At 67.9% G+C, this 20329-nt stretch carries 18 protein-coding genes; 6 read left to right on the top strand and 12 right to left on the bottom strand.

Annotated features, from left to right (window positions below):
* Window position 1 precedes the first annotated feature (1 nt).
* Window positions 2-1756, bottom strand: coding sequence for an alpha/beta hydrolase (locus ACFXKA_RS01240; protein WP_379425315.1), 1755 nt, complete (start codon window positions 1754-1756; stop codon window positions 2-4).
* Between the two features lie 151 nt (window positions 1757-1907).
* Here ACFXKA_RS01240 and ACFXKA_RS01235 point away from each other — a divergent pair, with 151 nt between their 5' ends.
* A complete protein-coding gene (locus ACFXKA_RS01235; RefSeq protein WP_354831026.1) occupies window positions 1908-2195 on the top strand; it encodes a YiaA/YiaB family inner membrane protein in 288 nt (95 codons plus the stop codon).
* Between the two features lie 94 nt (window positions 2196-2289).
* On the opposite strand, the gene purL is transcribed toward ACFXKA_RS01235, so the two are convergent.
* Window positions 2290-4584: a phosphoribosylformylglycinamidine synthase subunit PurL gene (gene purL, locus ACFXKA_RS01230; RefSeq protein WP_379425314.1), complete on the bottom strand. Its 2295-nt coding sequence runs from the start codon at window positions 4582-4584 to the stop codon at window positions 2290-2292.
* Between the two features lie 317 nt (window positions 4585-4901).
* Between purL and ACFXKA_RS01225 the strand changes: the two genes are divergently transcribed.
* Window positions 4902-6158, top strand: a complete 1257-nt coding sequence (locus tag ACFXKA_RS01225) for a glycosyltransferase 87 family protein (protein WP_379425312.1) — start codon at window positions 4902-4904, stop codon at window positions 6156-6158.
* Here ACFXKA_RS01225 and ACFXKA_RS01220 read toward each other — a convergent pair.
* Both ACFXKA_RS01220 and ACFXKA_RS01215 read right to left on the bottom strand, forming a co-directional pair.
* Entirely contained in the window at window positions 6148-7455 is a 1308-nt protein-coding gene (locus ACFXKA_RS01220; protein ID WP_379425310.1) for a M18 family aminopeptidase, read from the bottom strand. The genes ACFXKA_RS01225 and ACFXKA_RS01220 overlap by 11 nt on opposite strands.
* A gap of 167 nt (window positions 7456-7622) precedes the next feature.
* On the bottom strand, window positions 7623-8060 hold the full coding sequence (locus tag ACFXKA_RS01215) for a MarR family transcriptional regulator (protein WP_354831037.1): 438 nt from the start codon (window positions 8058-8060) through the stop codon (window positions 7623-7625).
* 47 nt (window positions 8061-8107) lie between these two features.
* Here ACFXKA_RS01215 and ACFXKA_RS01210 point away from each other — a divergent pair, with 47 nt between their 5' ends.
* Window positions 8108-9175 (top strand): substrate-binding domain-containing protein, encoded by a 1068-nt coding sequence (locus ACFXKA_RS01210; protein WP_379425309.1) that lies wholly within the window; start codon window positions 8108-8110, stop codon window positions 9173-9175.
* A gap of 17 nt (window positions 9176-9192) precedes the next feature.
* Here the strand turns inward: ACFXKA_RS01210 and purQ are convergent, their stop codons facing one another.
* Window positions 9193-9870, bottom strand: a complete 678-nt coding sequence (gene purQ / locus ACFXKA_RS01205; protein ID WP_364606110.1) for a phosphoribosylformylglycinamidine synthase subunit PurQ — start codon at window positions 9868-9870, stop codon at window positions 9193-9195.
* Entirely contained in the window at window positions 9867-10100 is a 234-nt protein-coding gene (gene purS / locus ACFXKA_RS01200) for a phosphoribosylformylglycinamidine synthase subunit PurS (RefSeq protein ID WP_040803258.1), read from the bottom strand. Before purS ends, purQ begins: the two co-directional genes overlap by 4 nt.
* A 153-nt stretch (window positions 10101-10253) precedes the next feature.
* Between purS and ACFXKA_RS01195 the strand changes: the two genes are divergently transcribed.
* Window positions 10254-10898, top strand: coding sequence for an MBL fold metallo-hydrolase (locus ACFXKA_RS01195; RefSeq protein ID WP_379425308.1), 645 nt, complete (start codon window positions 10254-10256; stop codon window positions 10896-10898).
* Window positions 10899-10997: 99 nt separating this feature from the next.
* On the opposite strand, the gene ACFXKA_RS01190 is transcribed toward ACFXKA_RS01195, so the two are convergent.
* Together ACFXKA_RS01190 and ACFXKA_RS01185 are read right to left on the bottom strand one after the other, a co-directional pair.
* Window positions 10998-12380 (bottom strand): dipeptidase, encoded by a 1383-nt coding sequence (locus tag ACFXKA_RS01190; protein ID WP_379425307.1) that lies wholly within the window; start codon window positions 12378-12380, stop codon window positions 10998-11000.
* A gap of 13 nt (window positions 12381-12393) precedes the next feature.
* The gene (locus ACFXKA_RS01185) at window positions 12394-12603 is read right to left on the bottom strand and encodes a hypothetical protein (protein ID WP_379425306.1); all 210 of its coding nucleotides are present in this window, start codon (window positions 12601-12603) and stop codon (window positions 12394-12396) included.
* Between the two features lie 131 nt (window positions 12604-12734).
* Between ACFXKA_RS01185 and ACFXKA_RS01180 the strand changes: the two genes are divergently transcribed.
* Window positions 12735-14273 carry a glutamate decarboxylase gene (locus tag ACFXKA_RS01180; protein WP_379425304.1) on the top strand — a complete coding sequence of 513 codons (1539 nt, stop codon included), beginning with the start codon at window positions 12735-12737 and terminating at the stop codon, window positions 14271-14273.
* Window positions 14274-14377: 104 nt separating this feature from the next.
* On the opposite strand, the gene ACFXKA_RS01175 is transcribed toward ACFXKA_RS01180, so the two are convergent.
* Window positions 14378-16534 (bottom strand): S9 family peptidase, encoded by a 2157-nt coding sequence (locus tag ACFXKA_RS01175; protein WP_379425303.1) that lies wholly within the window; start codon window positions 16532-16534, stop codon window positions 14378-14380.
* Window positions 16535-16918: 384 nt separating this feature from the next.
* On the opposite strand from ACFXKA_RS01175, the gene ACFXKA_RS01170 reads away from it, so the two are divergent.
* On the top strand, window positions 16919-17191 hold the full coding sequence (locus ACFXKA_RS01170) for a DUF397 domain-containing protein (protein WP_083868551.1): 273 nt from the start codon (window positions 16919-16921) through the stop codon (window positions 17189-17191).
* A 42-nt stretch (window positions 17192-17233) separates the two neighbouring features.
* Here ACFXKA_RS01170 and ACFXKA_RS01165 read toward each other — a convergent pair whose 3' ends face one another.
* From ACFXKA_RS01165 to purB, 3 genes are all read right to left on the bottom strand, one after another.
* Window positions 17234-18193: an alpha/beta hydrolase gene (locus ACFXKA_RS01165; RefSeq protein WP_379425302.1), complete on the bottom strand. Its 960-nt coding sequence runs from the start codon at window positions 18191-18193 to the stop codon at window positions 17234-17236.
* Between the two features lie 132 nt (window positions 18194-18325).
* Window positions 18326-18760, bottom strand: coding sequence for an HIT family protein (locus tag ACFXKA_RS01160; protein WP_379398045.1), 435 nt, complete (start codon window positions 18758-18760; stop codon window positions 18326-18328).
* A gap of 146 nt (window positions 18761-18906) precedes the next feature.
* Window positions 18907-20328: an adenylosuccinate lyase gene (gene purB / locus ACFXKA_RS01155; RefSeq protein WP_379425300.1), complete on the bottom strand. Its 1422-nt coding sequence runs from the start codon at window positions 20326-20328 to the stop codon at window positions 18907-18909.
* Window position 20329: the final 1 nt, after the last annotated feature.

Genomic DNA, 20329 nt, shown 5'->3' with positions numbered 1-20329 from the left:
GCTATTTCACCGCCCGCTCGTACGCCTCCGCGAGTTCGATCTGGGTGCGGATGCGTTCGCCGAGGTCCTGGTCCCAGTCGGGTGGGGCGGCGATGGCGGCCCAGCCGTCCAGCACCAGGGAACCGTAGTTGTGGCCGTGACCGTCGCTCACGCCCTGGGCATTGGTGAGGTCGGCGACGACCTGCCAGAAGGTGACCAGAGGCCACCAGCGCATCTGCGGCGAGACATCCGCGCCGGGCGGCTCCGAGAGCCAATCCGGTTGGGAGAAGATGAGATCCGAGGACCACCAGACGATGGGGTCGGAGGGGTGCTGGAGATAGGCGATGCGCGGCTTGCGCCAGTCCGCCGAGGGTTTGCCCAGATCGGCTGCGGTGGCGGCGAATCGGACCACCAGGCCGTCGGCGTAGATGGGTTCCACCTCGCGGGTGCCCGGATCGCGGCGCTGAACGAACTGCTGCCACAGGCGATTCGAGTTGGGCGGGCCCACCCACAGCGCGCCGTCCACCTTGGAGCGCAGGTCGGCCAGGCCGTCGAAGGCGGATTCGGAGCCCTGCGAGCCGAGGCTCTCCCCGTACACCAGCAGCTTGGGCCGATGCTCGGGCGGCCGCTGCGACCAGCGCTGGTAGACCGCGTCGAATATCTTCCGCCCGTTGGTCGCGACCTTCTGCCGGTCCGCCAGGAACGACAGCACGCTCGGCAGATACGAGTACTGCGAGGCCACGATGGCGGTGTCGCCGCCCCACATGTACTCGATGGCGGCCGCGGCCTCCCCGTTCACCCAGCCGGTGCCGGTGGTGGTGGCCAGCACCAGGACCTTGCGGTCGAAGGCCCCGGTGCGCTCGAGTTCGGCGACCGCCAGGTCCTCCTCGGTGCTGTCCTTGCCCGCCGACTGCAGCCCGACGTACACCCGGATCGGTTCGCGCGCGGGCTTTCCCGTGACGGCGCTGATCAGCATGGGGTCGGGTCCGTGCGAGACGAACCAGCGGCCCTCCGATCCCAGCGTCTCCCACTTGGCCAGCGAGGCCGGACTGCCCGAACGCTCGGGTTGGGCCGGCTGCACCGCGTATTCGGTCACCTTGTCGTTGCGGACACTGAACGCCGAGTTGGCGACCGCGAAGAAGGCGCGGGTGGCGACGCCGTTGAACAGCGTCACGATGAGTACGGTGAGCAGCAGCGCGCCGGTCGCGGGCGCGAGCGCGGGCGGCACCCGCACCCAGTGGCTGAGCAGCCGCGCCAGGAACCGCACGATCTCGCGCAGCGTGCGGTAGGCCGCCACCACCAGCGCGCCGACCGCGAAACTCAGCCCGCCCGTACGCAGATACGCGGCCCGGGTGGTGCCCTCCATGCCCATGAGGGTGGTGATCTCGCGCTGCCAGTCGGCGGACAGCACCAGCATGTAGCCCGCCACCAGAATGCAGACGACCACCACGACGACCTTGATCACGTAGCGCGCCCACTCGGGCGGAGTCGCGATCTTGATCCGCGGCCGGATCCACTTGCGGAACAACCACTGCAGCACACAGCCCACGCCGTAACCGATGGCGGCATTGAGGCCGGAGATCAAGCCCTGGAACAGCCAGTCGCGCGGCACCAGCGACGGCGTCACCGACCACGCGAAGAAGATGGTCGCCACCACCAGTCCGGTGTGGTTGAGGTCGATGGCGTCCTCGACCTTCCGCGCGGCCACCGTGCCACGCCGATACACCATCGCGCCACGTGTGCGCAGCCGGTTCAGGGCGTCGGCGGAGTCCAGCACCCGTCAAGTATGGACGCAACCGGCCGGAATCCGGGGACCGCAGCATGTGAGAGGGACCATCCCACCGGCGTGTCGCCCGCGGCCTCTACTCGGTGCACTCGAGTAGATGTACTCGGTCGATTCGGCGGCGGGGCCGCCAGACTCACCAACCATGAGCACTCCGAGCGCACACACCAAGAGCACCACGGCGTTTCTGGCTCAGGCCACGATCGCCTTCGGGATCAGCTTCTGCGCCTTGATCATCGGCATCGTCTATCTCCCGCTGGACATCTGGCAGCGCGGATTCCTGCTGATGGCAATGCTGTTCCTGGTGAGCAGCAGTTTCACCCTCGCGAAAGTGATTCGCGATCAACACGAATCCTCGAAGGTGCATCACCGCATCGACGAGGCCCGGATGGAGAAGCTGATGGCCGAGCACGACCCGTTCAAGATCAATTGAGCTTGTCCCGCACCGCAGGCATGGCGAGAGCCCGCCGGATCGAGGGGGAACCGGCGGGCTCTCGGAATGTCCACGGCCCTCGGGCCGGGTCGGTTCAGTGGTCGGAGGTACCGAACAGCGCGGGGAGAGTGCCCTCGTGGGCGGCGCGCAGATCGTCGAGCTTCACACTGAACTGGCCCTGGACCTCCACCGAGTCCGAGCCGTCGTCGACCACGCCGATGCGGGCCCACGGCAGGCCGCGGGCGTCGCACATCTTGGTGAAGCGGGTCTCCTCCGAGCGCGGCACGGCCACCAGGACCCGGCCCGCGGACTCGGAGAAGAGGGTCACGAACGGGTCGGCGCCCTCGGGAATGATGATGCGGCAGGCGGTTTCACCGGCCAGCGCGGCCTCCACCACGGTCTGGATCAGGCCGCCCTCGGAGACATCGTGGGCGGCGGAGACCATGCCGTCGCGGGACCCCGAGACCAGGATCTCGGAGATCAGCTGCTCGCGGGCCAGGTCGACCTGGGGCGGCAGACCGCCGAGGTGGTCGTGCTCGACCTGCGCCCAGATGGAGCCGTCCAGCTCGTCGCGGGTCTCGCCGAGCAGGATGAGGGTCTCGCCCGGCTCGGTGCCCAGGCCGGTCGGGATGCGGCGGTGCACGTCGTCGATGACGCCGAGCACGCCCACCACCGGGGTCGGCAGGATGGCGGTCTGGCCGGTCTGGTTGTAGAAGGACACATTGCCGCCGGTGACCGGAATGCCCAGGGCCGCACAGCCGTCCGCGAGGCCGCGCACGGCCTGCTGGAACTGCCACATGACACCCGGGTCCTCCGGGGAGCCGAAGTTGAGGCAGTTGGTGACGGCCTTGGGGGTGGCGCCGGTGACGGCGACATTGCGGAAGGCCTCGGCCAGCGCCAGCTGCGCGCCGGCGTACGGGTCCAGCTTGGTGTAGCGGCCCGAGGCGTCGGTGGCCAGCGCGATGCCGCGACCGGTCTCCTCGTCGATGCGAATGACACCGGCGTCGGCGTGCTCGGCCAGCACGGTATTGCCGCGCACGTAGCGGTCGTACTGCTCGGTGATCCACTTGCGCGAGCACAGCTGCGGGCTGGCCAGCATCTTCAGCAGGGTGGCGCGCAGCTCGTCACCGGTCTTGGGCCGGTTCAGGCGCGCGACCGTATCCGCGTTCAGCGCATCCTGATCCGCGGGACGCTCGACCGGGCGCTCGTAGACCGGGCCCTGGTGGGCGACGGTGCGCGGCGGCACATCCACCACGGTCTCGCCGTGCCAGGTGATGATCAGGCGCTCGCCGTCGGTGACCTCACCGATGACGGTGGCGGTGACGTCCCACTTCTTGCAGACGGCCATGAAGGCGTTCACATTCTCGGGGGTGACGACCGCGCACATGCGCTCCTGCGACTCGCTCGAAAGGATCTCGGCGGGAGTCATATTGGCGGCGCGCAGCGGCACCTGGTCCAGTTCGATGTGCATGCCGCCGTCACCGGCCGCCGCGAGTTCCGAGGTGGCACAGGACAGTCCGGCGCCGCCGAGGTCCTGGATGCCGACCACCAGTCCGGCGTGGTACAGCTCGAGGCAGCACTCGATGAGGACCTTCTCGGCGAACGGGTCGCCGACCTGGACGCTCGGGAGCTTCTTACGGCCGGAACCGGATTCGTCGCCGGAGAAGGTGTCCGAGGCCAGCACGGACACGCCGCCGATGCCGTCCAGACCGGTCCGCGCGCCGAACAGGATGATCTTGTTGCCCTGGCCGGAGGCGAAGGCCAGGTGCAGGTCCTCGACCCGCATGACGCCCGCGCACAGCGCGTTCACCAGCGGATTGCCCTGGTAGGACGAGTCGAACACGGTCTCGCCGCCCACATTCGGCAGGCCCAGCGAGTTGCCGTAGCCGCCGACGCCGCGCACCACGCCGTCGACCACGCGCCGGGTGTCCGGGTGATCGGCCGCACCGAAGCGCAGCTGGTCCATCACCGCGATCGGGCGGGCGCCCATGGCCATGATGTCGCGCACGATGCCGCCGACGCCGGTGGCCGCGCCCTGGTAGGGCTCCACATACGAGGGGTGGTTGTGCGACTCGACCTTGAAGGTCACCGCCCAACCGCCGCCGATGTCCACCACACCCGCGTTCTCGCCGATGCCCGCGAGCATCGACTTCTTCATCTCTTCGGTGGTGGTCTCACCGAAGTAGCGCAGGTGCACCTTGGAAGACTTGTAGGAGCAGTGCTCCGACCACATCACCGAGTACATGGCGAGCTCGGCGTCGGTGGGACGCCGGCCCAGGATCTCCTTGATCCGGGCGTACTCGTCTTCCTTGAGGCCGAGTTCCTTGTAGGGCTGCGGGTGGTCCGAGGTGGCCGCGGCGTTGCTGACGGTATCGACGTGGCTGGTCACGGGAATACCAGAGTCCTTTCGGCCGGGCAGGTCGGAAGCGAAAGCCGGCGTTGCTGGATGTCGGCGAGATACGATCGCGAGTCTAATTGCCTGCATTCCAGCCCTTTACCCCGCCCGCCAGTGTGGCAGCGGCCACTGTCTTCGTAATGCCGGGGCGACAACTGATTTGTCGCCGACCGGGGCAACTCCCCGGGTACGCCCACAATGGTTTCGGCTCCCAACCGCCGGCACGCACGCAGGTCAGATAGCGGCACGCGAGCCGGGCGCCGAAGGCCCGGGGAGGCGGGGGAGTGACCGTTGCCCGCTACTCTGTCCGGGTGAACGATCGATCCGGGGTCGCGGATCCGACCGAGAAGCCCGTGACCACGCCCGGAGGGCTGACAGGGCGGCAGGGGCAACTGCTGGCGATCGCGGTCGCGCTGTTCGCGATATCCGCGGTGATCAGTTTCGTGACTCTGTGGCACGGGTTCATCGACCTGCAGGTGTATCGGAACGGCGCGCGGGCCTGGCTCGACGGCAAGGATCTGTACGGACCGATGCCGGCGGTGTACGGGATCGGGTTGCCGTTCACCTATCCCCCGCTCGCCGCGCTGTTCTTCGCGCCGCTGGCCATCATGCCGCTGGCCGTCGCGGAGTGGGCGGTGCTCGCGGTCTCCATCGCCTCGCTGGGTGTGACGCTGTGGGTGGTGCTGGACCGGATCCGGCCGAGCCTGGCGTGGCAGACCCGGCTGGCCGTCGTCATCGGCGCGGTCGGGTTGCTGCAGCTGCTGGAGCCGATCCGCGAGACCTACGGGTTCGGTCAGATCAACCTGGTACTGATGGCCGCGGTGACGCTGGATTGCCTGGTGCGCAAGCCCTTCTGGCCGCGCGGCATGCTGATCGGCATCGCGGTGTCGGTGAAGCTGACCCCGGGCGGCTATCTCCTCTACTTCCTGCTGCGCAAGGACTGGAAGGGCGCGATCACCCTGGTGCTGTCCGCCATCGGCGCGATTGCGGTGGGATTCGTGCTGTTCCCGAAGGATTCGCCGCAGTACTGGTTCCACACCCTGTCCGACACCGGCCGCATCGGCCCGCCCTGGTACGCGGGCAACCAGTCGATCAAGGGCTTCGTGTTCCGGCTCGGCTACTCGACCTCGATCTCGACGCTGATCTGGCTGGTGCTGTCGGTGGCCGCGGTGGCGCTGGCCGCCCTGTGGATGAAGCGCCTGCTCGACGCCGGCGCGACGGTCGCGGCCCTGATGGTGAATGCCGCTGCGGTGCTACTGGTTTCCCCGGTCTCCTGGTCGCACCACTGGGTGTGGATCGCGCCCGCGCTGATCGTGGCCGCCGATGCCGTCGCCCGCGGCCGCCGCAACCGGTGGTTCCTCGGCGCGGCCGGCCTGGCGGCGGTCATGTTCGCCATCGGGCCGATGTGGCTGCTCCCCCACAACCACGACCGCGAACTCACCTGGAACTGGTGGCAGCAGATCGTCGGCAACAGCTACGTCATCGTCACCTTCGCCGTCTTCGTCGTGGCGGCGCTGAGCTATCGCCCGACCCCGGACCCGGAAAAGGCCGCGCTGCTCACGGCGTAGGGGTCAAGAAGGCCGCGAGGGCCGCCGCGTAGGCGGGAACGTCTGCGGCGCCCATCATTTCGCGCGCCGAGTGCATGGCCAGCTGGGCCGCGCCGACATCCACGGTGGACATGCCGGTGCGGGCCGCGGTCATCGGCCCGATGGTGGAGCCGCAGGGCAGATCCGCCCGGTGCACGTAGCGCTGCAACGGGACGTTCGCCTGCGCGCAGGCCAGGGCGAAGGCGCCCGCGCCGGTGGCGTCGGTGGCGTAGCGCAGGTTCTGATTGACCTTGAGCACCGGCCCGCCGTTCACCTCGATGCGGTGCGAGGGCTCGTGCCGGTCCGGATAGTTGGGGTGTGTCGCGTGCGCCATGTCGCCGGAGGCGCACACCGAATCGGCCAGGGCCGCCAGGTATTCCGCGCGTCCGCCGCCGCGGGCGAGCACGATGCGCTCCAGCACCGTGGGCAGCAGCCCGGATTGGGCGCCGCGGTCGGACTGGCTGCCGACCTCCTCGTGGTCGAACATGGCCAGCACCGGCGTCGCCGCGCCGGGTTCGGCGACGGCGGCCAGGAAGGCCCGCAGCCCGGCGTAGCAGGTGCCCTGATTGTCCAGCCGGGGCGCGCTGATCAGATCCAGGTCGCGCCCGATCAGCCTGGAGGGCACCAGATCATGGGTCATCAGCTCCCAGCCCAGCACCGCGCCCGGGTCGATGCCGGAGCGTTCGGCGACGAACGCCAGGAACGAGCGTGGCTCGCCGCCGATCCCCCACACCGCGTTCACGTGCCGTTGCGGATCCAACTGCACGCCGCGCCGGTCGTCGGAGAGGTGGATGGCCAGCTGCGGCACGCGCAGAATCGGCTCGTCGATGCGAATCAGCCGCTCCCGCACCGCATTTCCGTCACGTACCGACAATCGCCCGGAGATGCCGAGATCGCGGTCCAGCCACGAGTTCAGCCAGGCGCCGCCGTAGGGCTCCAACCCGGCCATCTGCCAGCCCGCCACGGCGGTGTCCGGATGCTGCTTGACCCGCAGATTGGGGCTGTCGGTGTGGGCGCCGACCACCCGGAAGGGGCCGGCCTGCCCGGAGCCGGGGGCCGCGTCCGGGCCGCCGTCGGCCCAGGCCACCAGGGAACCGGCGCGCACCACGTAGTAGCGGCCCGCGCCACCCGCGGGCCAGGGCGCCGATTCGGACAGCCGGGTGAAGCCGTGCTCGTCGAGTTCGGCTGCGACAGTTCGGCAGACGTGGAACGGCGACGGGGAGGCATCGATGAATGCGCACAGGCCTGCGGCGGTCGCGGTGGTCTCGGCAACTGGCATGGGCTCGAGCTTATCCGCCTCCCCGAGACTTCAGCGGGCAGCTGAGAGCCGTTGACGGTTTGGCATTCCGTGCCTGCGTCGAGTGCCAAACCGATCTTGGGGGTACTCGGGGGTTACCACGATCCTTGCGAGATCAGTTGTCCCGTTCGGACTGCGCCAGGCGTCGGCTACCCGGGCAGCGGCGCTTCGGCGACGCGGCCCAGCAACCGCACCAGCTCCAGATAGTCGTCACTTCCGAGACTGCGGCGCATTTCGGCCTCGGCGCGCGCCTCCTCGGCGCGCACCTCCTCGACCAATTCCTCACCGCGGCGGCTCAGTCCGATCAGGATGCGCCGGCGGTCGTCGGCCGCCGCGACCCGGAAGATGAGCCCGCGCTCGGCGAGCTGGTCGGCGTGCCGGGTGGCCGAGGACGGCGGTAGCTGTGCCCGCGACGCCAGCTCACTCATGGTGATGCCGATATCAGCGGACAGATTGGTGAGCATGCACCACTGGTCGGCGGTGAGCCGCCTGGCACACAATGCGGCGTCCAGGTGACGAAGCCAACTCCGCTCGGCCGCTCGGAGGGCTCCATGCAAGGTGGAAAATCCACCTAGAATTGTCGCCATATTTCCCGCCCGTCAGAAAACCGCTTGAACGAGGGGAAGGGTAGCCCATGTCCCCGTTCGGCGGGAATCCCGAGAACGCCATCGAGATCATCAACATAGTTCCGCAGCAGGGACCCGGCGGTATCTTCGCGCCATCCTGTGAGGCGGCTATTTCTCTCGCGTTGGAAGAAATCAACTCCGGTTCCGGAATTCTGGGACGGGAATTGCGCGTCACCCACATTGACGGCGGGCGCGAACCCCACCTGGTGGCCGGAGAGGTGACGGCACTGCTGGCCACCGGCATGGTGCACGCGGTCACCGGCTGGCACACCTCGGCGGTGCGCCGCGCGGTGGAGCGGGTGACGGCCGGGCGGGTGCCGTACCTGTTCGCCACCGATCACGAGGGCGTGGAGTCGGTTCCGGACGGGCTGTTCATGATCGGGGCGGATCCCGGGCACCAGATCGTGCCCGCGCTGGACTGGCTGCGGCGCTCCTTCGAGGCCCGGCGCTGGGCGATCATCGGCAACGACTACGTGTGGCCGCGGCGCACCGCGCAGGCCGTGCGCGCGGCACTGCAGGATCCGGAGCTGATTCCGCTGGAGCTGTTCGTGCCCATGCGCACCCGGGATTTCGGCCGGTTCCTCGACGATCCCCGGCTCGACCTGGCCGACGGGATCATCGTGCTGCTGGTGGGCGCCGATGTCGCCCGCTTCAACCTGCAGTTCTCCCGGACCGGGCGGTCCGATCAGCAGGTGCGGGTGAGCCCGGCCGTGGACGAGAACGTGCTGCTGGCCGCGGGCGGCGGCGCGAACCACAATCTGTTCGTGCCGTCGGGCTTCTTCGTGAACGGACCGCGCGATCGGGAGCGGCTGGACCGCTATCACCGGCTGCACGGCTGGTTCGCGCCCACGCTCACCAATTTCAGCAACACCAGCTATGAGGCCATCCACACTCTGCGCGGCATGGCCGAGCTGGCCGGATCGCTCGAGGTGCGGCGCATCCAGGCCGCGGTGGCGGACCGGCGGGTCGTCGAAACCCCGTGGGGCGAAGTCGGTTTCGAGGGGATACAAGCAGTCCGCCCGACCTGGCTGGCCAGGGCGGGCGGAGTCGACTTCGAGATTCTGGACGGGATCTAGTCCCGCCGCATGTGGGGCTACGCCTTGACGAGGCTGTCCAGCACCGAGAGGAACAGGCCCAGGCCGTCGTCGCTGGGTCCGGTGAGCGGCTCGGTGGCGTGCTCGGGGTGCGGCATCAGGCCGACGACCCGGCGATTGGCCGAGGTGATGCCGGCGATGTCGCGCTGCGAGCCGTTGGGGTTGCCGCCCGCGTAGCGGAACACCACGCGGCCCTCGCCCTCCAGCTGGTCGAGCACGGCGGTGGACGCCTGGTAGCGGCCCTCGGCGTTCTTGACCGGGATGAGGATCTGGGCGCCCGGCTCGTAGCGGGTGGTCCAGGCGGTATCGGTCTGCTCGACGGTCAGCCACTGGTCGCGGCAGACGAAGTGCAGGCCCTCGTTGCGGGTCAGCGCACCCGGCAGCAGGCCCGCCTCACAGAGGATCTGGAAGCCGTTGCAGATGCCCAGGATCGGCATGCCCTGCTCGGCGGCCTTGATGACCTCGCCCATGACCGGGGCCATGGAGGCGATGGCGCCGGCGCGCAGGTAGTCGCCGTAGGAGAAGCCGCCGGGGACGACGACCGCGTCGACCTGCTTGAGGTCGGCATCGGCGTGCCACAGCGAAACGGGCTCGGAACCGGCCAGTTTCACCGCCCGGGCGGCGTCGACGTCGTCGAGCGTGCCCGGGAAGGTGATGACACCGATGCGGGCGCTCACAGCCGGACGACCTTCCAGTCCTCGATCACGACATTGGCCAGCAGCGATTCGGCGATCTGCTCCAGGTCGGCGTCGGTGACATTGTCATCGACATCGAGTTCGAATCGCTTGCCCTGCCGCACATCCGAGATGCCGGGGTGCCCGAGACGCCCCAGAGCGCCGACAATGGCTTGTCCCTGCGGATCCAGGATCTCGGCCTTCGGCATCACCTCGACCACGACACGTGCCACGCGTTGCTCCTCAGCTGGTGGGGCGGCGCCCGGCATGCATGCCTGCCGGGCGGGGGGTATCGCTGATCAGCGTAGTTGGCGGGGGCGGCGGACATACCGCCGGGTCGTGCCGTCCGTGGTCCACACCACACCCCCGCGGGCTACCGTTGAATCATGCACATAGCCCATTTCGGACATTCCTGCATTCTCGTGGAGCTCAACGGCAGCAAGATCCTGTTCGATCCGGGCAATTTCTCGCACGGATTCGAAGGTCTCACCGGATTGGATGCCATTGCGGTGACGCATCAGCATCCCGATCACATCTGCCCGCACCGGATCGATGCGCTGATCGAGGCGAATCCGCAGGCCAGGCTGCTGTCCGATCCGCAGACCGCGCTGCTGCGGGGCGAGCCGTGGGAGCCGGTGCATGCCGGAAATATTCTCGAAGTCGGTGATGTCCAAATTACCGGCGGCGGTGGCCGGCACGCGGTCATCCATCCGGAGATCCCCGTTATCGACAACACCGTCTTCCAACTCGGTACTCCGGACGATCCCGCACAACTCGTCCATCCCGGTGATTCACTCTGGGTTCCGCCGACTCCGGTCGGCGTTCTCGCCATTCCCGCGGTCGCCCCGTGGATGCGCATCAGTGAGGCCGTGGATTACCTGCGTGCGGTAAATCCGCGGGTCGCGTTCCCCATCCACTACGGCATCATCGCCCCCGAAGCACAGGGCATCTATTTCGGTCGGCTGAATGAAATGAGTCCGGCCAATACCGAATTCAAGATCATCGAACCCGAGGATCACGCGGAATTCTGATGTCGCACCGCCGGGCGGGAGCGGCCACCGCCCGGCGGCGCGAGCTGTGTAACCCACTGCGGCCGAGGCGGATTCGTGGCGAATCCGCCTCGCCCCGGGTCAGCGGTAGGAGGCCAGGAACAGCGCCTCGGCCAGGGCCATGTGCTCGATCTCCGTCGGATCGACGCTCTCATTGGGCGCGTGGATCAGGCACTTCGGTTCCTCCACGCCCATGAGCATGATCTCCGCCTGCGGATAGGTGTCGGCGAAGACATTGCACAGCGGGATCGACCCGCCCTGTCCCTCGGTGGTGGCGGGACGCCCGTAGGCCGCCTGCATGGCCGCGGACATGGCCCGCCGCGCCGGGCCGTCCGTGCTGCCGACGAACGGCGAGCCGGTGGCCTCGGTCTCGACCGTCACCTTCGCGTGCCACGGCGCGTGCGACTTCAGGTGCGCGGTCAGGGCTTTCAGCGCGTCCTCCGGATTGGTGCCCGGCGGAATGCGCAGGTTGAGGCGGGCCCGGGTCCTGGGCTGGATGGCCGCCGAGGAGCCGACCACGGGCGGGACGTCCATACCGAGCACCGTGAGCGCCGGACGGACCCAGAGCATATCGGCGACCTCGCCAGTGCCCAGCAGATGGACGCCGTCGAGAACGCCCGCGTCGGAACGGAATCGGCCCACCGGATACTCATGACCCTGCCAGACCTGGTCATTGCGCAGCCCGTCGATGGTGGTGTTGCCGTCGACGTCGCGCAGGGTGCCGAGCAGGTGGATCATGGCGGCCAGCGCATCGGGCGCGGGACCGCCGAACATGCCGGAATGCAAGGGGCCGGAGAGGGTTTCGACGGTGACGACCACATTCACAGTGCCGCGCAGGGTCTGGGTGAAGGTGGGCACGCCGACCGCGAAATTGCCGCAGTCGCCGATGATCAGAGTGTCGGCGCGCAGCAGGTCGGCATTGCCGGGCACGAACTCCTCCAGTCCGCCGGTGCCCTGCTCCTCGGAGCCCTCCGAGACCAGTACCAGCCCGACCGGATACTCGTCGCCGTACACCTTGCGCAGCGCCCGCAGCGCGGTCAGATGCATGACGATATTGCCCTTGCAGTCGGCCGCACCGCGCCCGTACCAGCGGCCATCCTTTTCGGTGAGCTGCCAGACCGGCGTCTGCCACGCGGCGTCGTCGAGCGGCGGCTGCACGTCGTAGTGGCAGTAGAGCATGACGGTCGGCGCGCCCTGCGGCCCCCGGCTCCGGGCCACGACGGCATTGCTGCCGTCCGGGGTCTCGTGCAGTCCCACCTCGGCGAGCCCCTCCGCCTCGAACGCATCCGCCACCCACTGCGCGGCCTTCTCGCACTCCTCGATCGGGAACTGCCGGGCGTCGTACACCGATTTGAACGAGACGAGCTGCGCGAGATCGCTTTTCGCACGCGGCATGAGTTCCTTGACGGCCGCGCGCAACGCGGCCACCTTCGAATCCTCCTGCACCCCTGCGGTCGTGGTCATCACATCCTCCTGATCACTTGGCGGTATCGGATTTCACGGTCTCACCCTTCTTCAGGTGACCGATTGTTTCCAGGGTGCGCAGGTTTCCGAAGCTAGATATCGGATACGAGAGGGCGCGATTGCGGTCGACGGTGTCGGTCAGCAGCTGATCGGCTACCGCACCCGCCCCGAGGTGCGGCTGCGTGGCGGACATCGCCTGCGCTATGACATGCTGATAGTCCATAGTGCTGAATAGTAACCGTTCAGCAACTTTCTCTTGATTACGAAACGGTAGCTGGCCGAACCAGTTTCGATCATGGCCGGCTGGCTACCATGATCTCGGCAAACCCATGCCGAATCTCGATCGGAGGCCATATGACCGGCACCACGGAACCCGACGACGTCTACGCGATGCCCGGCATCAGACGCGCGGCTCCGCACCGCGGCTTCCCGGAGCACGAGATCTTCCCGCAGGTCGCCTACCAGATCGTCCACGACGAACTGATGCTCGACGGCGTCTCCCGGATGAACCTGGCCACCTTCTGCACCACCTGGGTCGACGACCAGGCCCGACGGCTGATGAACGAATGCCTCGACAAGAACATCGTCGACAAGGACGAGTACCCGCAGACCGCCGAACTCGAGCAGCGCGGCGTGCACATGCTCGCCGACCTGTGGAACTCCCCCGATCCGCGGGGCACGCTGGGCACCTCCACCACCGGGTCCAGCGAGGCCGCCATGCTGGGCGGCCTGGCCGCCAAATTCCGCTGGCGCAAGCGCGGTGGCACCGGCACCCCCAACTTCGTGTGCGGCCCGGTCCAGGTGTGCTGGGAGAAGTTCGCGCGCTACTTCGACGTGGAGATCCGCCAGATCCCGCTGCGCGGCGAGCGCTACACCATGCATCCCGACGACATCGCGGCCTACTGCGACGAGAACACCATCATGGTGGTGCCCACCTTCGGCCAGACCTTCACCGGCCTGTTCGAGGATGTCGAGGGCATCAGCAAGGCGCTCGACGCGCTGCAGGCCACAACCGGACTCGACATTCCCATCCACGTCGACGCGGCCAGCGGCGGCTTCCTCGCCCCGTTCTGCGCACCCGAAATCTGTTGGGATTTCCGGCTTCCGCGGGTCAAGTCCATCAACGCCTCCGGCCACAAGACCGGTCTCGCACCGCTGGGCGCGGGCTGGGCCATCTGGCGGACCAAGGAGGATCTGCCCGAAGAGCTCATCTTCAATGTCGACTATCTCGGCGGCAACATGCCCACCTTCAACCTGAACTTCTCCCGGCCCGGCGGGCAGGCCGTCACCCAGTACTACGAGTTCATCCGGCTGGGCCGCACCGGTTACCGCAATGTGCAGACCGCCATCTACACCGCAAGCCAGCACCTGGCCAAGGGCATTGCCGAGGCCGGGCCGTTCGAGCTCATCCACGATGCCGACCCGCGCCGCGGCATCACCGCCGTCTCGTGGAAACTGGCCGGCGGCGCCGACTACAACCTCTACGACCTGTCCGATCGGCTGCGCACCCGCGGCTGGCTCATCGCCGCCTACCCGCTGCCCGCCGACCGCGGGGACGAGATCATCATGCGCGCGGTGCTGCGCCACGGCTTCACCATCGACATGGCCGACCTGCTGCTCGCCGACCTGCACCGCAGCCTGCAGGTGCTCGGCAAGCATCCGATGACGACCTCGCTCACCCGCGAGGAGGCGGGCGGCTTCCCGCACAACGCGCGCGCGGTCGTCCCCACCCCCAAGGCGAAACCGGTGCGGTCCAAGGCCGAGGGCAAGGCCACGATCAACGGCAAGAAGACCGCCGAGACCCCGGCCGAAACCAAGCCCGCCAAAACCAAGCCCGCCAAAACCAAGCCCGCCAAAACCAAGCACGCCAAGTCCAAGGCCGGCAAGAAGTGAGCGCGGCCGAGAGTCCGGCCGCCACCGGATAACCACGGCGGCAAGCGAATACCGCGAAGCGGCGGCGGGAATCCCGCCACCGCTTCATGTTCCGGACTCGGAGCCTAAGCGCCGGCCAGGCCCACGGTGTCGAGGAGCCAGGCGAGCTCGAAGGCCGCCTCCTTCCACTTCTCGTAGCGGCCGCTCACTCCGCCGTGGCCCGCGCTCATCTCCGTCTTCAGCAGCAGCTGCGCATCGCCGGTCTTGGTGGCGCGGAGTTTGGCCACCCACTTGGCCGGCTCCACGTACAGCACGCGGGTGTCGTTGAGCCCGGTGATGGCCAGGATCGCCGGATAGTCCTTCGCCTCGACGTTCTCGTAGGGCGCGTAGGACTTCATATACTCGTAGACTTCCTTGTCCGCCAGGGGATTACCCCACTCGTCCCACTCGGTGACGGTCAGCGGCAGCGACTCGTCCAGGATGGACGTCAGCGGGTCCACGAAGGGCACATTGGTCAGGATGCCCGCGAACAGCTCGGGCGCGAGGTTCGCCACCGCCCCCATCAGCAGCCCGCCCGCGCTGCCGCCCTCGGCGAGCATGCGGTCCGGCGCGGTGACACCGGAATCCACCAGATGCCGTGCGCAGGCGACGAAGTCGGTGAAGGTGTTCTTCTTCTCGAGCTTCTTGCCCTCCTCGTACCAGCGCCGGCCCATCTCGCCGCCACCGCGGACATGCGCGACCGCGTAGACCATGCCACGATCCAGCAGCGACAACCGCCCCACCGAGAAGTACGGATCCATCGGCGCCTCGTAGGAGCCATAGCCGTAGAGCAGCAACGGCTTCGGACCGGCCGGGAGATCCTTGCGCATGACCACCGAGATCGGCACCCGGGTACCGTCCGCGGCCACCGCCCAATCCCGGTGCTGCACATAGTCGTCGGGGTTGTAGTCGCCGAGCACCACCTGCTCCTTGCGCAGCAGCAGCTCGTCGGTGTCGGGCACGTAGTCGAAGATCCTCATCGGGGTGATGTAGGAGGTGACCCCGACCCGCAGCATCGGCTGCTCCCACTCCGGGTTGGCGCCGAACCCGGAGTCGAACAGCTCGAGACCGAAATCGATCTCCTGCAGTTCGCCGTACCCGGTGTCGGTCAGCGGCCAGACCGCGGCCCGCTGCATCGCGTCGCGCCGATAGCTGACCGCCAGCTTGTCGGAGAAGGACTCCAGGCCGTTGAGGCGGACATCGTCGCGGTGCGGAATCAGGATGGTCTGGTTGGTCGGATCGTGCAGCGGCGCCTCGGCGAGCACGAAGTTCTCGGCCTTGACCCCGTCGACCACGTCGTTGTGCAGGATGAGCAGTTTGTCCTCGCCGCCCACCACCGCATGATCGACCGAGTACTCGACGCCCTCGCGCCGGGGCATGATGAGCCGGAATTCGCCCTCGGGGTTGTCGGCCTCCAGGATCCAGTTCTCGGTGGTGATCTTGGATTCGACGTAGAGCAGCAGGTACTTCTCCGAATTGGTCGCCGTCACGCCCACCGAGTAGTGGGCATCCGGCTCATGGAGAACCTGGACATCGGCCGACATCGGCGTGCCCAGCTTGTGCCGCCACACGGTGTCGGACCGCCACGCGTCGTCGTAGGTCGAGTAGAAGACGTACGCGCCGTCGAGCGACCAGGTCGCGCCCTGGGTGACGCCGGTGATCTCGTCGGACAGCAGCTCACCGGTGGTCAGGTTCTTGAAGCGCAGGACATAGCGCTCGTCACCGGAGGTGTCCTCCGAGTAGGCCAGCATGTCACCGGCGTGGCTGATGGAGAACGCGCCGAGCGCGAAGTAGTCGTGGCCCTCGGCCAGCTCATTGGAGTCCAGCAGGACCACCTCGCCGGGCATGGTGGCCGACGCCTCCAGCTTGGGCGGGGTCCAGTCGTCCGGACCGGCGATCGGGCAGCGGCAGTGCACGCCGTGCTGTTTGCCCTCGAAGGTGCGCGAGTAGTACCAGAACTCGCCCATCCGGGTCGGGAGCGACAGATCGGTCTCCTGGATCCGCGACTTGATCTCCTCGAAGATCTTTTCCCGCAGCGGGCCCAGCTTCGCGGTCTGCGCGTCGGTATAGGCGTTCTCCGCCTCCAGATACGCGATGACCTCGGGATCCGTCTTCTCCCGCAGCCACTCGTACTCGTCGATGAAGACATCCCCGTGGTGCACGCGCTCCATCGGAGCCCGCTTGGCGATCGGCGCCACCACCGCGCCGTCTACTGAGATCGCGCTACCACTGTCCAAAGCCATGGGCACCACGTTAGTAGCGATCCCCCACCGCGGGCCCTCGACCCGGCGGTACCGGGCGTGGTGCGGCTCCCGCGCCGGTCGAGCGCGGGAGTCGCACGGTAGCCGTCACCGTATCCGTCGCTGCCGCGCCCCGTTGGCGTGCTGATGCTGCTCGTAGAGGTAGAAGACGGCGGCCTTGCGACGAGCGCATTGGTCGGTCGGGCAACTCCGGTGGATCCGAAGAATGCTGTGGGCCAATTCCGCTGTGAAGCGCTCCGGAACCACCGCACAGCTGTCGGAGACCGGGGCGGCTCGTTGCGGGGACCATGGCGTGCGCACCACATACCTCCTTCCACTGACAGAAGATGGAATATCCGATCCGAAGCACTCACAAACCCTGGCATCATGAGTGCGATCTACATCACCGACCAGTACTGCTGGTGCGCACAGGGGAGGCCGACAGTGGAAGCGAAGAACCGCGTCATCGAGGCCGATGCGGTGTGGCGGCGCGGAGACGACACCGCCGACGGCGTCGAGATCGCCTTTCTGGCCAGTGGAAACATCGGATTACGGGACTCCCGCAATCCGGACGGGCCAGTACTGATCTTCACCCCCGGCGAATGGGAAGCCTTCGTGGCCGGGGCCAAGGACGGCGAATTCAACCGGCCCGGAGCCTGATTCGGGCGTGCCCGGCTCGAAACGAGCCGGGCACAACACTGTTCAGGCCCCTATCGCCGCGCCGATGGTCGACCACGACTCGTGCAGGGTGTCCTGCCAGTACGACCACGAGTGCGTGCCCACCGGCGAGTGCTCCACCCGCGCCGGAATGTTCATGGCACGCAGCCGCTGCTCGAAGGCGGTGACACAGGCGTCCACCCCGAATTCGATGGGGCCGCCGAAGAAGATGTTCTCCGGCAGCTGCGGCTTGATCTCCAGCTCGTGCGGGCCGGGCAGGCCGGTACCGGTGGACAGGAAGATGGTCTTGCCACGCAGCGCCTCGGCCAGCACCGCCGGATTGTGCTCCGCCCAGGCCGGACCGCCCGGCGCGCCCCACATATTGAGCGGGTTGCCACCGCGATTGGCCACCGAGAACATCATGGCGCCCTGCGCGATCGTGGTGTCCGGGCAGGCGCTGTAGCCCGCCACCGCCCGGTACAGCTCCGGATGCCGCACCGCCAGCACGAAGGCCGCGATGCCGCCCATCGACAGACCACCGATGGCGTTCACCCCGCTACCGGCGAAGTATCCGTCGATGATGGGCGGAAGCTCCTGTGTCAGAAAGGTTTCCCACCTGTAGCGGCCGAAGCGCGGGTCGTCGGACACCCAGTCGGTGTAGTAGCTGGCCTGGCCGCCCATGGGCAGCACCACGTTCACGTCCTTGCCCTGGAAGAAGGGTTCGGCGTCGGTGGCATTGGTCCAGGTGCTCTGCGTCGCACCGGGATCCAGGCCGTCGAGGAGGTAGTAGGTGGGGCGGTCGCCGCCGCCGGCCGGATGCAGCACCTGCACCTGGATGGTGCGGCCCATGGCCGCGGAGTCGATGAAGATCGCCGAGCGGGTGGCGCTCAGCTGGTCGACGCGGACGACCTGGCCCGCGTGCGCGATTGTCGGCGGGGCGGCCACCGGATAAAGCAAACCTGCAGCGATCGCCAAAACAGCTGCGGCAACGACTCTTCGACGCATGTCCCCACCTTCATCAGCCCACCACAATCACCATCAAACGTAACTCGAGTGGCTATTGCGACGCGCGGGAATGAGGTTATGGCGTGTCGTTGGCTAACCACGCGGTCCGGATATGGTAATGCGAATCGGCTATCAGTCGGCGGCAATTCGGGACAATGCGCCCCTAATGGATCCCGCCAGGTAATCCAGGTCCGCGCGCGCCGGACTGGTCGGCCGCGCCCGCAGCCCGAACCCGTCGCCCGGAGTGCGGGGAATCACGTGCAGATGCACGTGGAAAACCTCCTGGCCCGCCGTGACCCCGTCGGCCAGGAAGAAATTCACTCCGTCGCAGTGCACCTCGGACTCCCGCAGGCCCGCCGCGATGCGCTGCCCCACCTGAAACAGCTTGCCGCCCAACGCCGGATCCAGCTCCGCCAGGCTCCGGACAGGCGTCTTCGGAATCACCAGCACATGCCCGGGCGTCACCGGCCGAATATCCATGAACGCCAGGCAATCCTCGTCCTCGTACACCTTGGACGACGGTGCCCGCCCGGCAACGATGTCGGAGAAGATCGTGTAAGGGTTCATGCCCGCAGAGCCTAGAGCCCCCTACCCCACGCCCGCCCGACACGGCCCAGTGGCCGGGCGAGCGTCGCCGCAATACTTCGCCTGCAACTCGTTCGCCCCCGGCTCCGTTCCGGAGCCGGGGGCGAGATTCGAGAGTCGTTGTATCCCTAGAGGATCGGTGACGGCGTGTAGCGGGCGGCCTCCGGATTCGCGTCGACCAGCTTCTGGACCTGCGCGATCACATCGGCGGTCTGCGCCTCGGCCGCGCCGATGAAGGCGGAACGGTCCGCCAGGGCCGCATCCAGGGCGGCCCGGTCCAGCGGCATGCGGTCATCGGCGGCCAGGCGGTCCAGCAGATCGGGTTCGCGGCCCTGCTCACGCATGGCCAGCGCCACCGCGACCGCGTGCTCCTTGATGACCTCGTGGGCGGTCTCGCGGCCCACGCCCGCGCGCACCGCCGCCATCAGGATGCGGGTGGTGGCCAGGAACGGCAGGTAGCGGTTGAGCTCACGGTCGACCACAGCCGGGTACGCGCCGAATTCGGCCAGCACGGTCAGGAAGGTCTCCATCATGCCGTCGATGGCGAAGAAGGCGTCCGGCAGCGCGACCCGGCGCACCACCGAGCAGAACACGTCGCCCTCGTTCCACTGCGCGCCCGCCAGCTCGGCCGCCATCGAGCCGTAGCCGCGCAGCACCACCTGCAGGCCGTTGACGCGCTCACACGAGCGGGTGTTCATCTTGTGCGGCATGGCCGAGGAGCCCACCTGGCCGGGCTGGAAGCCCTCGGTGACCAGCTCGTGGCCCGCCATCAGGCGAATGGTGTGCGCGAACGAGGACGGGCCCGCGCCCACCTGCACCAGCGCGGAGAGCACATCGTGGTCCAGCGAACGCGGGTAGATCTGGCCCACGCTGGTGAACACGTTCGCGAAACCCAGGTGGCCGGCCACCTTCTGCTCCAGCTGCGCCAGCTTGGCCGCGTCGCCGCCGAGCAGATCCAGCATGTCCTGCGCGGTGCCCATCGGACCCTTGATGCCGCGCAACGGGTATCGGTCGATCAGCTCCCGCAGCCGGGTCAGCGCGATGAGCAATTCGTCTGCGGCAGAAGCGAATCGCTTGCCGAGGGTGGTGGCCTGCGCCGCCACATTGTGCGAGCGGCCCGCCATCACCAGCGTCCGATACTGGGCGGCCCGCTCCGCCAGCCGGGCCGCGATGGCCACGCCGTGGCCGTACACGTGCTCGAGCGACAGCCGGATCTGCAGCTGCTCCACGTTCTCGGTGAGATCCCGCGAGGTCATGCCCTTGTGCACGTGCTCGTGCCCCGCGAGCGCGTTGAACTCCTCGATCCGGGCCTTCACGTCGTGCCGGGTGACCCGCTCGCGTTCCGCGATCGACCGCAGATCCACCCGATCGATGACCCGCTCGTAGTCCTCGACGACCCCTGCCGGAACATCCACCCCCAACTCGGCCTGTGCCCGCAACACCTCCAGCCACAACCGCCGCTCGAGCACGATCTTGTTCTCGGGCGACCACAGATGAACCAGCTCGGGGCTGGCGTAGCGGGTGGCAAGGACGTTCGGCACAAGACTCACG

Origin of the sequence: Nocardia sp. NPDC059228 (assembly GCF_042754245.1) — a bacterium.
Lineage (GTDB): Bacteria > Actinomycetota > Actinomycetes > Mycobacteriales > Mycobacteriaceae > Nocardia.
The sequence above is the reverse complement of the archived record's forward strand: the minus strand, read 5'-3'. Positions and strand labels throughout refer to the sequence as shown.

Excerpts from the sequence above, each read along its gene's own strand:
- ACFXKA_RS01190 (WP_379425307.1), bottom strand. The coding sequence starts at position 12,380 with ATGACCACGACCGCAGGGGTGCAGGAGGATTCGAAGGTGGCCGCGTTG.
- ACFXKA_RS01210 (WP_379425309.1), top strand. The coding sequence starts at position 8,108 with ATGTCCCCGTTCGGCGGGAATCCCGAGAACGCCATCGAGATCATCAAC.
- ACFXKA_RS01170 (WP_083868551.1), top strand. The coding sequence starts at position 16,919 with ATGAGTGCGATCTACATCACCGACCAGTACTGCTGGTGCGCACAGGGG.
- ACFXKA_RS01215 (WP_354831037.1), bottom strand. The coding sequence starts at position 8,060 with ATGGCGACAATTCTAGGTGGATTTTCCACCTTGCATGGAGCCCTCCGA.
- ACFXKA_RS01160 (WP_379398045.1), bottom strand. The coding sequence starts at position 18,760 with ATGAACCCTTACACGATCTTCTCCGACATCGTTGCCGGGCGGGCACCG.
- ACFXKA_RS01235 (WP_354831026.1), top strand. The coding sequence starts at position 1,908 with ATGAGCACTCCGAGCGCACACACCAAGAGCACCACGGCGTTTCTGGCT.
- ACFXKA_RS01175 (WP_379425303.1), bottom strand. The coding sequence starts at position 16,534 with ATGGCTTTGGACAGTGGTAGCGCGATCTCAGTAGACGGCGCGGTGGTG.
- ACFXKA_RS01165 (WP_379425302.1), bottom strand. The coding sequence starts at position 18,193 with ATGCGTCGAAGAGTCGTTGCCGCAGCTGTTTTGGCGATCGCTGCAGGT.
- ACFXKA_RS01185 (WP_379425306.1), bottom strand. The coding sequence starts at position 12,603 with ATGGACTATCAGCATGTCATAGCGCAGGCGATGTCCGCCACGCAGCCG.
- ACFXKA_RS01180 (WP_379425304.1), top strand. The coding sequence starts at position 12,735 with ATGACCGGCACCACGGAACCCGACGACGTCTACGCGATGCCCGGCATC.
- ACFXKA_RS01220 (WP_379425310.1), bottom strand. The coding sequence starts at position 7,455 with ATGCCAGTTGCCGAGACCACCGCGACCGCCGCAGGCCTGTGCGCATTC.
- ACFXKA_RS01195 (WP_379425308.1), top strand. The coding sequence starts at position 10,254 with ATGCACATAGCCCATTTCGGACATTCCTGCATTCTCGTGGAGCTCAAC.